The sequence below is a fragment of the Candidatus Zixiibacteriota bacterium genome (assembly GCA_040752595.1).
Classification (GTDB): Bacteria; Zixibacteria; MSB-5A5; order WJJR01; family WJJR01; genus JACQFV01.
Genome location: JBFMGX010000004.1, coordinates 107,098 through 122,546 on the forward strand (window position 1 = coordinate 107,098; position 15,449 = coordinate 122,546).

The 15,449-nt window shown below is 64.0% G+C and carries 11 protein-coding genes; 10 read left to right on the forward strand and 1 reads right to left on the reverse strand.

All coding sequences use genetic code 11. From position 1 onward, the window contains the following. The first annotated feature begins 56 nt into the window (after nt 1-56). The 5 genes from AB1792_00930 (at nt 57) to AB1792_00950 (ending at nt 6,786) form a co-directional block, all read left to right on the forward strand. A complete protein-coding gene (locus tag AB1792_00930) occupies nt 57-2,324 on the forward strand; it encodes a hypothetical protein (protein ID MEW5700779.1) in 2,268 nt (755 codons plus the stop codon). A 14-nt stretch (nt 2,325-2,338) separates the two neighbouring features. Further along, a complete protein-coding gene (locus AB1792_00935; protein MEW5700780.1) occupies nt 2,339-3,313 on the forward strand; it encodes a GNAT family N-acetyltransferase in 975 nt (324 codons plus the stop codon). 160 nt (nt 3,314-3,473) lie between these two features. Then, on the forward strand, nt 3,474-4,574 hold the full coding sequence (locus AB1792_00940; GenBank protein ID MEW5700781.1) for a glycosyltransferase family 4 protein: 1,101 nt from the start codon (nt 3,474-3,476) through the stop codon (nt 4,572-4,574). Further along, on the forward strand, nt 4,571-5,884 hold the full coding sequence (locus AB1792_00945) for a glycosyltransferase (GenBank protein MEW5700782.1): 1,314 nt from the start codon (nt 4,571-4,573) through the stop codon (nt 5,882-5,884). Before AB1792_00940 ends, AB1792_00945 begins: the two co-directional genes overlap by 4 nt. Beyond that, complete coding sequence (locus AB1792_00950; GenBank protein ID MEW5700783.1) at nt 5,881-6,786, forward strand: glycosyltransferase family 2 protein; 906 nt, start codon at nt 5,881-5,883, stop codon at nt 6,784-6,786. The genes AB1792_00945 and AB1792_00950 overlap by 4 nt, the downstream gene beginning before the upstream one ends. A gap of 173 nt (nt 6,787-6,959) precedes the next feature. Here the strand turns inward: AB1792_00950 and AB1792_00955 are convergent, their stop codons facing one another. Next, the gene (locus AB1792_00955) at nt 6,960-9,395 is read right to left on the reverse strand and encodes a C25 family cysteine peptidase (GenBank protein ID MEW5700784.1); all 2,436 of its coding nucleotides are present in this window, start codon (nt 9,393-9,395) and stop codon (nt 6,960-6,962) included. A 559-nt stretch (nt 9,396-9,954) separates the two neighbouring features. Here AB1792_00955 and AB1792_00960 point away from each other — a divergent pair. Genes AB1792_00960 through AB1792_00980 form a run of 5 tightly spaced genes read left to right on the forward strand, consistent with a single transcriptional unit; the run spans nt 9,955 to nt 15,434 of the window. Next, entirely contained in the window at nt 9,955-10,401 is a 447-nt protein-coding gene (locus AB1792_00960) for a hypothetical protein (GenBank protein MEW5700785.1), read from the forward strand. Between the two features lie 41 nt (nt 10,402-10,442). Next, the gene (gene rsmH, locus AB1792_00965) at nt 10,443-11,390 is read left to right on the forward strand and encodes a 16S rRNA (cytosine(1402)-N(4))-methyltransferase RsmH (protein MEW5700786.1); all 948 of its coding nucleotides are present in this window, start codon (nt 10,443-10,445) and stop codon (nt 11,388-11,390) included. 15 nt (nt 11,391-11,405) lie between these two features. Further along, on the forward strand, nt 11,406-11,747 hold the full coding sequence (locus AB1792_00970) for a cell division protein FtsL (GenBank protein ID MEW5700787.1): 342 nt from the start codon (nt 11,406-11,408) through the stop codon (nt 11,745-11,747). A gap of 40 nt (nt 11,748-11,787) precedes the next feature. Continuing rightward, nucleotides 11,788-13,923, forward strand: a complete 2,136-nt coding sequence (locus tag AB1792_00975; GenBank protein ID MEW5700788.1) for a penicillin-binding transpeptidase domain-containing protein — start codon at nt 11,788-11,790, stop codon at nt 13,921-13,923. Further along, entirely contained in the window at nt 13,902-15,434 is a 1,533-nt protein-coding gene (locus tag AB1792_00980; protein MEW5700789.1) for a UDP-N-acetylmuramoyl-L-alanyl-D-glutamate--2,6-diaminopimelate ligase, read from the forward strand. The genes AB1792_00975 and AB1792_00980 overlap by 22 nt, the downstream gene beginning before the upstream one ends. Nucleotides 15,435-15,449 lie beyond the last annotated feature (15 nt).

Sequence of the window (15,449 nt, forward strand, 5' to 3'; positions counted from 1 at the left end):
CTGACACACGCATGGGAATGACCGTCGGTCCATCCCTGTCATCCCGAGATCGTAGGGTGGGTGCTCCGCACCCACCGCTCTCCAAGCTCGTGTCTTCGTTGTCCGTGGTGGCTATAGTGGCCTTGGTGGCGACACCGACCGCCGCCGAGCGCCTCTCGCACTGGACGAATTACACCGATGTCCGGGAGGTGACGGCGTTGGCTGCCTCCGGCGACTCCCTTTGGGTCGCATCACGCGGCGGCTTGGTCCGTCTCGACCCCTGGGACACCGTTGGGGAGCGCCGCTTCACAAACGCCGACGGGCTTGGCGGGAACGACTTACGCTTCGTCACGGTGGATTCGCAGGGAACACTCTGGACCGGCGGGACGAATGGGCGCTTGTCGCACCGCCGCAGTGATGCCCGTTGGGACACCTACCGTTTCGAGAACGACAACGGCATTCCGATTGCACTGAATGCCGCCGCCCCGGGGCCGGATGGTTTCCTCTGGATCGCCTCCGACGTCGGCGTACACAAGTTCGACACACAACGCCACGGTGGTGAGATCAAGGAAACCTACACCCGCATCGGCGAATGGCCCGATGGTGCGGCCGTGCGGGACATCATGGTCCGGGATGGTCTCTTGTGGGCGGTCGGCGATGCCGGTGTGGCACGCGCGCGTCTCGATGATCCCTTCCTGCTCGATCGGTCCCACTGGCAGACATGGACCGGAATCAGCGCCCTGAGCACGGTCACCGTCCATGTGGGCTCGACCTATGCCGGGGGCACCGGCGGCCTCTTTGTTCTGGCAGACGTCTCTTTGGGTGAGCCGGTCGGCGACAGCGTGTGGCGGCGGGTTCCCTTGGCGCCGGGCGTGACGATCGTGCGCGATCTCCACAGCGATGGGGACACACTATGGATCGCGTCGCCGTCGGGACTGGTCTGGTATGGCGCTTCCAATGCCGGCATCGACGACATCCCCGGTGCGACGGCGAGCCGGTTCGTCAGCGTTACGGGCGCCGGCGACGGCACTCTCTGGGTCGGTGAGCAGGGAATGGGGCTTTGGCAGCGAGGCGGCGGTTGGTCGCGCATCGAACTTGCGGGTCCGCTGGACAATGCCTTCACCGATATCGCGGTCGGCGAGGATGGCCGGGTTTGGTGCATGCACGCCGGCTATGGCGCCGACTTCCTCTCCGAGGGGCACTGGACCAAACTCCCGTTCTTTGAGGCCGGACCGAGCTTTCCCGGCACCTCGGTGGCTGTCGCGCCCAATGGCGAGATCTGGCTGGGGAGTTGGGGGACAGGCGCCTGGCGTGTCAATCCATCGGCGCCGCTGAGCGACACCGGCCATACGCACTATGACACGCTCAACAGCACGTTGCGTGGCGTGAGTGCCGGAGGGGGACAGAGCACGAACTATGTGGTTCTCCTCGACGTGAGTGTCGACCCCCTCGGCAGGGTCTGGTTCGCCAATGCCTTTGCGGACTTGGGTCCTGCATTGGTCTTCACAGACCAGGGGTGCTGGGGTCGCTTCGACTCGACCGATGGACTGGTGTCCGCTCAGCCCACGGCGCTGTGGGCTGAGCCGGACCGTGTTCTGATCGGGACCGCCGATGCCGGGCTGGTGGAACTCACCTACGCGGAGCCGCTTTGCTCCGGCGGTGAACCGGTGCCCCAGCGGGGTCACGTGCGCGAGTGGACGACCAAGGACTTCCTGCCGTCCGACAATGTGCGTGCCGTCTTGATCGATCGCGCCGACTCCGTGTGGGTCGGCACGAACGTTGGACTGGCCCGCTATGCCTCCGACCGGCGGCGGTTCTTCGACATCGCTCTCCCTTCCGAGGCAGGGCTGACCATCAATGCCCTCGCCGCCGATGCTGCCAACCGCATCTGGGTCGGAACGTCACTGGGGCTGGTTGTCATCGCCGGTGATGGGGACATGGCCTACTACAATTCCACCAATTCCGGTCTGGCCGGCGATGCCGTCGAGGCGATTGCCATGGACAATCGCCGGGGAACAGCTTGGATTGCCACGGAGACGGGACTATCACAGACCCGTACTGCGCTTCCTCCCGCCGACGCCGTCGACGAGGTCATCGCCTACCCCAATCCGTTTGATCTGTCCTCATCCACTTCGGGAGGCGTGCAATTCAATGCTCCCTTCGGCAGCCGGATCTTCATCTTCACCGTCGACGGTCGACCGGTGGCGGACCTTGATGCCTCGGTTGGCTGGGACGGGCGTGGCGACCAGGGGGAGTTGGTGGCCTCCGGGGTCTACCTCTTCGTGGTCCGCGGTCCCGATGGTGAACACGGTCACGGCAAGATCGCCGTCCGACGGCGCCCATAGTGCCGGTCGATGCCATGCACTGGGAGTGCCGTCACCCGAAGCAGATACCCCGCGAGCAATGGCTCGATTGGCTCACTGCCACAAGCGATCCATCGCCGTATTTGCTCCCGGAGTGGGGGTTGTTTTGGGAGGCGATCTGGCCGGATGCCCGCGCCGAAGCTTGGGTGCTAAGCGACGACACCGGCCGTGCCCATGCGGTCATTCCCGTGACACGTCGGAGACGTCTCGGCTGGGAGATGTGCCACGCGCAGCCGTTCGGAACACCGTGTGGACCGCTCACGCCGAACGGTCATGCACACGGCGAAGAGCTCGGGGGGTTCATGTTGGCGGCGATTGGCCCGCGAACAGTCGAGTTTGCCTGTCATCCCGATCTCGGCGCGCCACCCGGCCGCTGGACAAAGCAGACGCTCCGCAATGACGTGTGGCAGCTTCAGTTGGAAGGCGACATCTCGCGCCCCCGGCGGGGATACTCGGAGTCGCATCGACGCAATATCCGCCGGGGAGAGGAACTGCAGCCCCGTCTCTCCGATCTGGAGAGTGCCGCGGATGTCACTCGCCTCCTGTCCACTTGGAAAGATCGAGGGAGGCCATCCCGGATTGTACTGGTGCCTCAACCGGCCGGTGCGATGATGGAACTGTTCGCACCAACCGGGGCGCTGCGCTTTCGCGTGGCCTGGGTTGGCGATCGCCCGGCAGCGGTAGCGGTCTTCTTGGTTCATCGCGACCACGCCGTGTATGTCGATGGTGCCTTTGATCGCGAGCCACGGTTTCAAGGGGTCGGCCACTGGCTCTTTGCCGAGACGTTGAGTGCTTTGCGTCGCGAAGGGGTTCGCGTGGTCAACTTGGGTGGCGGCGCGGCCGGCGACTCCGGCGCCGGCTTAGCGCAGTTCAAGCACGGCTGGGGTGCCGAGCCGGCGGCCGTTCACACAGCGGTCTACCGGCGCCCATGGTATCATGCCTTGCACACCCTCTTCAGGCCCCGCGGTTGACACAGCCCGAACGTGTGCCACGCACAAGCCCCCGGTGGCCTCAGCCACCCGGGGCCTGTGCGTGCCACCCAAGTCCATAAGGAATGGCAGTGTTCTTTCACCGAGCTCCCCACGAGGGATTTTCTTTGGCGCTGTCGTGCGTCGTCGACCATACTGTGATGTGTCTGTTCCTGCAGGATCGGCGAGAATACTGATTCTGGGCGAGGCCCGTGTCATCCACGCCCAGCGCTGGGCCGCATACTTCCGGCAACAGGGGTGGACGGTCCGATGGCTGTCGTTCCCGCCGATCCCCACCGGCGTCCACGCGGAGGGACTCGGCAGCACGGCGCTCCCACGTGCTCTTGCCATTCTGCGTGTCATCCCCCGTTTGCGACGGATCATTGGGGAGTTCTCGCCCGACATCACAAGCGCCCTGTTTCTCCCCGACTACGGCTGGTTGGGTGCCCTGTCCGGCTTCCATCCTCTGGTGGTCTCGGCGTGGGGTTCCGATGTGCTGATCGCACCGGAGAAGTCCCCTCTGCATCGGGCCCGCATCCGCTCGGTGATCCGTCGTGCCGACCACCTCTTCACCGATGCCGATGTCCTCTCCCGGCGACTGCAGGATTTGGGCGCCAGCGCGGCTGATATCACCGTGGTCCCTCTCGGCGTCAGTGATGAATGGCTTGCTGCTGGGGAGAGTCGGCCGGCGAGCGTTCCCCCGGTGCTCACTGTTATCCAAACCCGCCGTCTCGAACCGTTGTATTGCGTCGAGACGTTCCTTGTGGCCGCCGCACGCCTTGAAGCGACATCGCCGGGGAGGTTTCGCTTCGTCATTGTCGGTGACGGCTCCCAGCGTGAGCGCCTGGGGCGTCTGGCGGCGCAGTGGAAGCTCGACACGCGGAATCTGTTTCTGCCGATGCTCCCCGAAGAGGCGCTGCGACAGCAAGTGGGCGCGGCGGACCTGTATGTCTCCACCGCCGCCTCCGATGGCACCTCTGTTTCCCTTCTGGAGGCGATGGCCGCCGGATGTTTCCCGATCGTGACCGATCTGGCCGCCAACCGTGAGTGGATCGAGCCGGGGGTGAATGGTCTTCTGTTTCCGGTCGGCGATGATCGGGCACTGGCGCAGATGATCGAGCGCGCCGCCGCCGATCCGGTGCTGCGACAGCAGGCGCAAGTCCACAACCGGTCCCTGATCACCGAGCGCGCCCGCTGGAACGACAACATGGCCGTTGTCGAGAAGGCGATGCGATCAACCATCGAACGGTTTCAGAAGCGATGAGTCCAAGCAGCGCGACCCCAAGCACGCGACGTCCATCCGTGCTGATCGTGTCGTTCTACTTTCCACCTTCGGGAATGGGAGGCGTGCAGCGCGCGTTGAAGTTCGCCCGCTACCTGCCGGAGTTCGGCTGGGATGTGACCGTGATCGCACCGTGGACGTCGCTATCTCATCAGTCCGATCCTTCGTTGCTGACAGAGCTCCCTGACTCTATGAGAATCGAGCGCGTCTGGGCATTCGATCCCGCCCTCGTGTTCCGAAGACGCGGCTTCGTAGGTGGCGCCGGCTCAATCCGCGAAGCCTCATCATGGGCTCGGCGAGTACGGGAGTGGCTCCGCTGGCCCGACGACAAGATCCTGTTCACGGCGGCGGCGCTGCGTCGGGCACGACGTCTGCACAACGAACGTCCGTTCGACGTCGTTTGGACGACTTCACCGCCCCCATCGATGCATCGTGTCGGCTTGGCTCTGGCGCCACGAATCCCGTGGATCGCCGACTTCCGCGACCCGTGGCTGGCGCGCGATGATGATTGGGGGCCGACGCATTGGCATGCGCGTTGGGCTCAGCGCCTGCGTCAACGCATCGTACAAACGGCCGATCGCGTCGTGGCCGTCAGCATCCCGATGGCCGCGGCACTCGACCGTGACGGCGCCCGGCATTCGACGGAAGTGATCTACAATGGCTATGATGAGGCCGATTTCGTTTCGGCCGCCCGTCCGCGTTCCTGGAATGGGCCATTCACGATTCTGTGCCCCGGGACTCTCAGCCCCCATTCCGATCCGCGTCCGATCTTCGCGGCGGTATGCGAGTTGCGCGCACGATGCCCCGAGCTGGACTTACAGATTCGGCATGTCGGCACAGCCCTGGGATTGAATCCCACCGCCATCGCCGCCGACTACGGTCTTGCGTCCATCTTCACCGATCTGGGCTATCGTGAGCATTCCGCCAGTGTGGACGGATTGCTTGAAGCCGACATCGTCGCCATCTCGGTCAGCGAACTGGCGGGATTCGCGACAAACATACCGGGGCGGCTCTTCGAGGCGTTGCGCTCGCAGCGTCCCCTGATCCTCTTCGGCCCCAGGGATGGCGCCGTCGGGACGTTGGTCGGTCGACTCCCTGGATGTTGGGTTGTGCCCCATGCCGATGTGGAGGCCGGCGCCGAGGCGCTTCGGGCGGTGCTTCGCCATCCGCGGGGCGTCCCGGCGCGCACCCGCGAATCGATCGCGGTGTTCGACCGCCGCGCACAGACGCGACACCTGGCATCACTCTTTCAGAGTGTGATCGCAGCACGGTCTCGGGAGGCGTGGACGTGACTGTGGCAGACGTCGGCGTCGCCATCGTGACCTACAACTCAGCCGCCGAGATCGGCGACTGCCTCGCGGCGCTGACTATGGCCTCCCGCGCGCCATTGCAGATCGTCGTTGTCGACAACGCCTCACAAGATCAAACGCTGTCGATTGTGCATGCCACGGCTCCGCATGTCATGGTGATTCCCAACAGCAGCAATCGCTACTATGCCGCCGCATCCAATCAGGGGATCGCCGCCATCGATGCCCCATTTGTGTTGCTGCTCAATCCCGACGCTGCCGTGCCTCCCGGAGGAGTCGATGCCCTGCGCCAATTCCTCGAACGTCATCCCGATGCGGCGGCGGTGGCGCCGCGCCTGATTGGCCCGGATGGACGGCGTCAGCCGTCACTGCGTGAGCTTCCCGGCCTCGACACGCTGTGGTATGATTTCACCGGTTTGTCCGTCCTCTTTCCCCGATCCCGCATCTTCGGTCGCTGGCGCATGGGCTACTTCAATGGTGCCCAGGAGCGTATCGTGCCGCAACCGATGGCCAGTTGCCTGCTCGTGCGACGAGAGGTCTTCACTGAGATCGGCGGATTCGATGAGAGCTACCCGATGTTCTTCAACGACGTCGACTGGTGCCGCCGCACCGCGCTGGCCGGTCTCTGGATCTACTACACACCCGAGGTTTCCGTTCGTCACACAGGCGGCGCCGCCGTCAACCGCCGCAAGGTCCGGATGATCTGGATGAGCCATTACGCGTACTTCGTCTACCTGCATCGCCTGTACGCGACACGTCCTCTGATGCGCGCGCTGGTCTGGATTTCCGCGCCCGCGCTCTTTGCGTCCGCGATCGTCCGAAGTGTCTGGTGGGGTCCGCTGCGGCGGATGCTCGTCGGTCGGTCGTCATACAGAGGAGGGAATTGACCGGAATGCATCGGCAATATGTCGCGCAGGAGCCCTGGGCTCCTGCGGTCTTGTCGGATGCACAGGGCACCTGACCCGCTCCTCCAGAGCTTGACATCCCGAGCGAAGCGAGGGATCTGCTGTGTCTTTCTGAGCAAGTAGCGTGATGTTGATAGGTACTTCTTGGCCTCTGTCTACCGCAACAACACCATCTTCCGCACAAGCGTACGCCCGCCCGATTCCAACCGGGCGAAATAGACCCCGCTGGCCAGTGCGCGACCGTGATCATCGGTTCCACCGAACTCGATTGTGTGTTGCCCGGCCATGAGAGTTCCGTCCACGAGCTGACACAACCGCCGTCCCAGTACATCGAAGACCGACAGGAGAGTCGGACCATCGGCGCCGAGCGAGAAACGCAATTCCGTCGAGGGATTGAATGGGTTCGGAAAGTTCGGCGCGAATGTGAAGGCAGGTTGAGTACGCGACGAGTCGCCCCCGGCATCGGCGATGATCGAGATCGGCAGCGTGTCGACCCAGATTCTGTGCCCGCTCTTGGCAACAGTGAGGATCAATTCTGTGGCAAACGGCAGCGCCAATTCGAGCAGCAGTCGTCCGTGCACATCGGTCTGCCCCACCGTCCAAACACTGTCCCCCACGGCCAACGTCACGAGCGCCCCCGCCACCGGGCCGGGGCCATTGTATGCCTCAATCGACCATGTCGCCGGCCCCGGCGTGAACGTCCAAGGCGCGCTGACCTCCAACGGCTGTGGCGCGGCCTTCCAGACCGGCATTTCCGGATCTCCGTACAGATTATTGCCATAGATGAGATCCCGGTACGACGGGAATACGACCTTGGCCAGGGTTTGGTAGATGCCGATGTGGTTGGGAATGCTGTCCGTGTTGACGCATTCATAGAACCGCTTGATCAGCTTGTACGATGTCGCCACCCACCCCCACCGTGACTGCCCGATGAACGCCACCGCGCCTCCCTCGGACAGGGACATCAGGCGCTGCGACACCGCCGGGCCCTGCGCGCCGTACTCGGGCGTATCCAGATCGATCGCCCCCTGATCGCAGGCCGCCGAAATGTGGATTCCGGGGTACGGGGAAATCCCCGAGAGATTCAGATGGCCGTTCCCGTCGCCGTCGGTCCCAAACGTGTTGACGCTCGTCATCGGCCAGCCGAGAATCCCGGATGAACGGACGATGAACCCGTCGGTACGACCATGCACGTAGTAATTGACCCAGCCGAACCCCTGCGCGACCAGCGATGGGAAAGTCGGTCCGTCTGGGTTGGACGGTGACGGATCGCTGCCGGAGGGGTTTTCGACCATCGTGGTCACGTCGTTCGACCATGCCGGAGGCATGACGGCGGCCACCAGGGTGTGCTGCCCGACGCCGCCCGACCAATCGCGCATCTGATCCGCGCAGACACTCAATGAACGGGTCAGGTAGTCGCCCTGATCCGGGCCGCGCTCATAGGCGATGATCTTGTCGGCCATCGCGGCGGCCTGCGCGGCATCGGCGAAGGGGAGACGTCCGACATAGACTTCAGGATACAACTCGGCGTGGTCGTCGAAGTACTCCCCGTAGATGCCATCGCCATCGGCGTCCCAATCGCCGTCCAGCTCCCCGAAGTACAGATCGCATAGCTGATTCTGGTGAAGGTCGCCCGTGTACTGTTCCAGCTCCGCGTAGGCGTAGCGGATCGGCACAATGGTCTCGTCGCCGGCCAACAGCACCCACGTCAGTCCGCTCGTGTGAGCGGCGCGGACATACTCCCGGATGGCTGCGGCCGCATCGACGGCCGGATACGACGATACAATCGCCTCCACCGTGGCAATACCGGCATTGATGCTCCGCCGCGCCTTCCACTCCACGAGAGGGCGCAAGCTCTGGACAAACGCCGCGGATGTCACCACGACATACTCCACCCCCAATGGTGGATCGCTGGGATAGACCCAGCCAGGGGCCTGTGGCGTGCCGGGAGATGTGAACGGCCCACCGCCGTTGTCGCTATTGCCCGCCGCAATCACGTGCGCGACCAACGCATCCGTGGCCGCGATCGTGTCACGTCGGGTCGACTGACCCGGCAACGACCGGATAGGGGAGATCAGGGCACGTCGAATGACGACTAACTGCCGACGGGTCGGGTTGTAGCGATACGGACTCCATGACAACGCCGTCACCGTCGTCCCGTCAAAGCGACCCCGCGTCTCCCAGCGCACATTGCACGGGGGGAACCACTCGTCGATGCCATAGACCTGACTGTCGGGGAGAACCCACTCCGGCTGAACGCCGTTCTCATCTGTCCTGACATCCGGCTGCTGTGGCGCGAGAGGGGCAGGCACTGAAAACGTGTCCGCCGCAACGACTGTGACTGTCCATGCGGTTTCCGGCTGCCATGTCACCGGAAGAGCAAGCGCAAGCCACGGTACAGCCGGTGCGCCCACCGGACCGGTCAGGTCGCCTTCGTCCGTCAACCAAGAGAAGCCATCAGACTCACGCCATTGCGCCGGACGGTCATAACGCACCTCAAAGATCTCATCGCTGCCAAAAGCGCTGGATGCCACCATCGAAGAGTGCGCGAGAAGAACAAGAAAGAGTAGAGCGAGAATCTCGCGGACCATCTCCCCCTCCGCCAAGCGAACCGATTCCGGCCCAAGCCACGGTTCGACGAGAGGTTGCGCAAAGACAGTGCCGCATCAGGCGCGGAAACGCTCGGATTCCGTCGCGTTCGCAAGTTATTACGAATCATGATGATATGGCGTCTTCGTGATTCACTGCGTCAAGCGAGAACATGAATGGAGGCCCGACCAGCTACCAACGTATTGGCTGCGCCCCACATACTCATGGGAATGCCGCGACGATTCATCATCATGCCGTCGTGAACGAGTATCTCCCCAGAGCGTGCGGCAGCGTAGACTCCGGCATATTTTCCCTGTGAAATACGAGAAATCGCTTGCATCGAAATAGATGTCCCATTTAATGGGCCATTGTGGGGCCAAGTGGAGGGATCGCATTCCCATCGCTTCACCTCACGACTGTTCGGCAACGATCTGAAACAACAGAGGAGTTTGTTCCCCCAAACGAGCTTCAAGAGGGGAATGCCGGAGATTCAAGCGTTAGTTGCTAAAAGTAGCATAACTCGATGACTAATAGGGTATTGCCTGAACACAAGAAAGAGACATGTCGCCGTTCATCGGACCATACAGCGCCAAGATTGACCTGAAGAACAGACTGACCCTTCCGGCGAAGCTGCGGCAAGCGTCGGAAGACTATCTGCAAGTGTGCTATCTGTGTCTTGGCCTGAATGGCTGCCTGTTTCTGCTCTCGCAATCCGAGTGGCAACGGGTGATGGAGAAGTTCGACAACTACGGGCTAAGCGATGAGAATGCGAACTTCTTCATGAGAAAGCTGATGGCGAATACCGCCGAACTTCAGCCCGACAAGCAGAATCGCATCATCATCCCACCCAAACTGGCTGCGCTCGCCGGGATCACCGGGGAGAAGCGCGATGTGATGGTCCTGGGCATGAATCGCCGCATCGAGGTCTGGGAGGTTGGACGGTTCAACGCCTATGTCGAAGGATTCGGCAAGAGTTACGAGGAGGTCGCCTCGAAATTGTTGCTGTAGGTCAAGGGCATGACGACGGGGCGGTCACCGGGCATCGGCCGGTGATGGTCTCGGAAGTCGCGAGCGAGTTGATCACCGATCCGGGGGGGATCTATCTCGACGCAACGATTGGCGGCGGAGGGCACGCCGAGTTGATTCTCAGGCATCTTCACACCAGTGGGAGAGTGATCGGGCTGGACCGCGACCGGGATGCCCTGCGCGAGGCGTGGGGGCGTTTGGCGCATTTCGGCCCCCGCGTGACTTTGCGTCACGCCGACTATCGCGATCTGGCGGCGGTCTTTCACGCCCTGGGTATTGAGGCAATCTCGGGAGCGCTGTTCGATCTCGGTCTTTCCTCGTTGCAGCTTGATGATCCGTCGCGTGGCTTCGCCTATCGATTCGATGGTCCGCTTGATCTGCGGTTCGATCAATCGCATGGTGCCACGGCCGCCGCATGGTTGGCCACCGCCACGGTCGACGAGATCGCTGACGTCCTGCGTCGGTTTGGCGAGGAACGCCATGCCCTCCGATTGGCCCGCGCGATCGTCCGAACCCGCGCGCAGAAGGGACAACCGCTCGCCACGACCGCTGATCTCACCCGAGTGATCACTGCGGTCGTTGGGTCGCGGGGGTCCGATTTTGGCCGCACGGCGGCGCGCGTGTTTCAAGCCTTGCGCATCGCGACCAACGATGAGTTGACGGCGATTCCCATCGGTCTGCAAAGCGCCCTCGATCGACTCGTGCCGGGGGCGCGGCTGGTCGTCATCGCTTACCACTCGCTGGAGGATCGGTTGGTCAAGTCTCACTTCCGTGAATGGTCACGCTTGTGCCGCTGTCCTGCGGTGTGGGGCCGGTGTATGTGCGGCGCCCACCCTGTCGGTCGACTGGTCCATCGTCGTGCACTCCGACCGACCGCCGGCGAGATCGCTCGCAACCCGCGCGCCAAGGCCGCGCGCATGCGTGTGCTGGAACGATTGCCGGACCAACTGGACATGCGACCGTCCGACTGAAGAGAAAGCGACCGGATGAAGAATCGTCTGATCCGCGCTCTGCGCCTGCTGCGACCGTCATGGTGGATTCTGGCGGTGGCGATTGCCACCGCGTGGGTTTGGCAGCGCTATGCGGTTGTCCGCCTGGGGGAGGAGGTTGAGCGGGCGCAGGGCCGGATCGTTGCGTTGACGCGACTGCGCGACCATCTGCTGGTGGAGAACACGGCGTTGGCCCGGCGCGAACGCATCGAATCAATCGCTGTCCAACAACTGGGGATGCGTCCCACCACGCGACAGCAAAGGCATCGTCTGGCCGTGAGCGACACGAGTGCTCCCGCACCGGGCGGGGAGCGGCTCGCCGGGTCGGAAGAGTTGTGACATTGCTCCATTGAGATGGCGCGACGCGCCGAAGGATCGGATGCGCAGGGTCGGCGGGGGCAGGAAGATCAGTCTGGCGGTGACGTTTGCGCGTCGTCGCCGGTTGTTGCTGGCGATCGCCGCCTGCGTGTGGACCGTCGTCTGGGTGCGCACCCTGCAGTTGCAGGTGCTGAGCAATCGCGAGCTGTCGTTGTTGTCGCTGGGGCAGAGCGATCGTCGCGTGCGCCTGACCGCGCCGCGCGGGGAGATCATCGATCGACAGGGGCGGCTGTTGGCCATCAATGTGGCCGTCCGCTCCTACTTTGCCTACCCCGACCGCGAGTCTTCCCTCGATGTGTTGGCGCGTGCCTTTGCCCCGATCCGCGCCTGTAGCTACCGCAGCCTCACGCGTGAGTGGGCGGATCGGTCCGATCGCTTCACCTGGATGGTGCGCCGCTGCGGCATCGGCACCGCGGAGCAGATCGACCGTTGGAAGCTTCCTGGCGTCTATCCCACGTGGGAGTACGAGCGCGCCCATCCGATCGCTCTCCCGGGCATCGGTGGTCCTCTGGGTTTCGTCAATGACAGTATGGCGGGTGCCGCCGGCCTGGAGGCCTATTACAACGACGTCCTCGCCGGTCGCGATGGGGAAGGGTGCTTTCTCGCCGATGCCAATGGGCGACGCTTCGTCCTCGACCCAGTGGCAGGATTTCCTCCCGTCCCCGGTGCCCGACTACGCCTTTGCCTCGATGCCCGCTGGCAATCAATTCTCGCTGAGGAACTGGCCGGTGCCGTCGACAAATGGCGCGCCAAGTCCGGCATGGCCCTTTTGATGGATCCCTTCACCGGCGGGATCCTTGCGATGGCCGATGTCGATCCCGCCCGTCCCAAGGACAAGCCGATCCTCAAAAGCCGTCTCGTCTCCGATGTTTTTGAACCGGGCTCGACGTTCAAGGTCGTGCCGTTCGCCGCGGCACTCTCAGATGGCGTCGTCTACCCCGGCCGCCACTTCGATGGCGGCATGGGGGCCGGTGTCTTCTCGGGACGCACCATCCGCGACGACAAGCGCCATGGCGTCATTCCCGTCTCCGAGGCGTTCATGGTGTCGAGCAACGTCATCACCGGGCGTATCGCCAACCGGCTGGAGCCGGGGCGGCTCGATTTCTGGGCGCGCCGCTTTGGTTTCGGCGAAAAGACCGGCATTGATCTGCCCGCCGAATCGCAGGGGCGGATTGCCCGGCAGAAGCACTCCGAGTTCAATGTCGCCACGCGCTCGATCGGCCACGGCATTTCCGTAACGCCTCTGCAATTGGCCGCCGCCTACGCGGCGGTGGCCAATGGCGGCTACCTCGTGCGGCCTCACCTGGTCGCGGCCACCGAATCCGCCGATGGGGACGTGCGGCCCACGCCGATCGAGGCGCACCGGATTCTGCGCCCCGAGGTGGCCTCTCTGCTCGCCGACTTCATGCGCGGTGTCGTGCGCGAGGGGACCGCCAGGACGATTTCCGATTCGCTCTATCCCATCGCCGGCAAGACAGGAACCGCGGAAAAGCCGAACCCGGTCACCGGCTCTTACGACAAGAACAAGTTCATGGCGTCGTTCGTGGGTTTCTATCCGGCCGATCGCCCGCGCGTGTTGGGCTTGGTCGTCCTCGATGAGCCGGAGCCGATCCACTATGGCGGTTTCACCGCGGCCCCGGTGCTGCTGAATACCATCCGCCGCGCCGCCGCCTCCGGGGAGGTGCCGACCGATGATCGTGTTCTCTACTGTGTTGATCGCGAGGACTCCGCAGGTCGTCAGTCCGGCGGCTGGTCGCGGCGCCTCATCGACGCCGTCGGGCCGCTGATCGCCACGGCGGAGGCACGCGACTCCCAGGCCGACCTGGCGGACACGCCCGCGACCACGGGTGAACTGGAACTCGATCCCCCGGCAGCGGGTCCAAGTGCTTGGGACCACTGGTTGGCGTGCGCCTCATCCATGTCGTCGGCCGGATCGACGGCCAGGCCGCTGCCGGGCGATTCCGCAGGACCGTTGTGGCCCGATGTCCGGGGACTGCCGCTGCGCAGTGCCCTCAACGTGCTGCGCGAGCTGGGCGCCAAAATCGAGATCGCCGGGAAGGGTCAGGTCGCTCTTCAGGAGCCCGCTCCCGACGTTGCCATTGGAGAGGACCGCAGATGCCGGTTGACGCTACGATGAACTCTCCGGCCCACACACGGGCGCTGTCGGGTTTGCTTCCCGACCTTCCCGGTGGATATGGCGAGGTACGGGTCAGTGGAATTGCCTATGATTCGCGCGTCGTCAAGCCCGGGGATTTGTTCTTCGCTCTGCCGGGAGCGAAGACCGATGGTGCGCAGTTTGCTCGTGATGCCGTCGCCAATGGCGCCTCGGCCGTCGTGGCGACGGCGGATCTCGGCCTTCCCGTGCCCTGCATCGTCGCCGACAATCCCCGCCGTCTGATGGCAGAGGTGTCACATCGGTTCTTTGGGCATCCGGATCGAGCCCTCGACGTGATCGGTGTCGTCGGCACCAACGGCAAGTCGACCGTCGCGGCTGGGCTGCAGACGGTCTGGGAGTCGGCCGGTGTGGCGGCGGGGCTGCTTGGCACGGTCACCTATCGCTGGGGAGCCGAGTCACACCCCGCGGAACGCACCACGCCGGAAGCCCCCGATCTCGATCGATTCTTGTCGCGGATGCGCGCCGACGGCGTACGGACCGTGGCGATGGAAGTCTCATCGCATGCCATCGCCCTCGACCGCGTGTGGGGACTGCATTTCCGTGGCGGTGTCTTCACCAATCTCACGCGCGATCACCTCGATTTTCACAAGACCTTCGCCGACTACCGCGACACGAAGAAACGCTTTTTCGAGCGGCTGACTGCACCGACATCGTTCGCCGCGATCAATCTCGATGATCCGGTGTCCGGGGAATTCGCGCTGGCAGCGGCCGCGGCGCGTGTGATCCGTTATGCCGGCACCCGTGATGATGCCGACGTCCATCTGGACGTCCAGGCACACGACTTGACCGGGACACGCGGGCGTTTGGTGATCGACGGCGAATCGTGGCCGCTTGCGTCCCCCTTGTGGGGACGGTTCAATCATGCCAATCTCGCCGCGATCGCGGCGGCGGCGCACGCCACCGGCGTCCCGGGTGCGACGATCGCCGCCGCCATGGCGACGTTCCATGGCATCTCCGGACGCACCGAGCGTGTTCCTTCGAGCGCGCCGTTTCCGGTCTTCGTCGACTATGCCCACACGCCCGATGCGCTCGATGCGGTTCTCTCGTCGGCACGACCGCTGGTGCGCGGACGGCTGCTTGTGCTCTTCGGCTGCGGCGGTGACCGCGACCGCGGTAAGCGTCCGGAGATGGCGCACGCCGTCGAGCAGTGGGCCGATCGCATTTACCTCACCTCCGACAATCCCCGTTCCGAGGATCCGGAGGCGATTATCTCCGATGTGAAAAAGGGGTTTGCACCGGGGATTTGGGAGTCCCATGTGTGGTGCGACCCCGATCGCGCCCGTGCCATCGCCCGTGTGGTGGCCGATGCAAAAGCCGGCGATGCGGTCTTTCTGTGCGGGAAAGGCCACGAGCAAGAGCAGGAAATCGCCGGCGTTCGGCATCGGTTCTCCGACCGGGATCAGGCGGCCGAGGCGTTGGCGGCAGCAGGGTACACGCCGCCGGTCTCTCCCCCCGGGGGGGGTGGGAGGTAACCCGCTCGGCGGTGG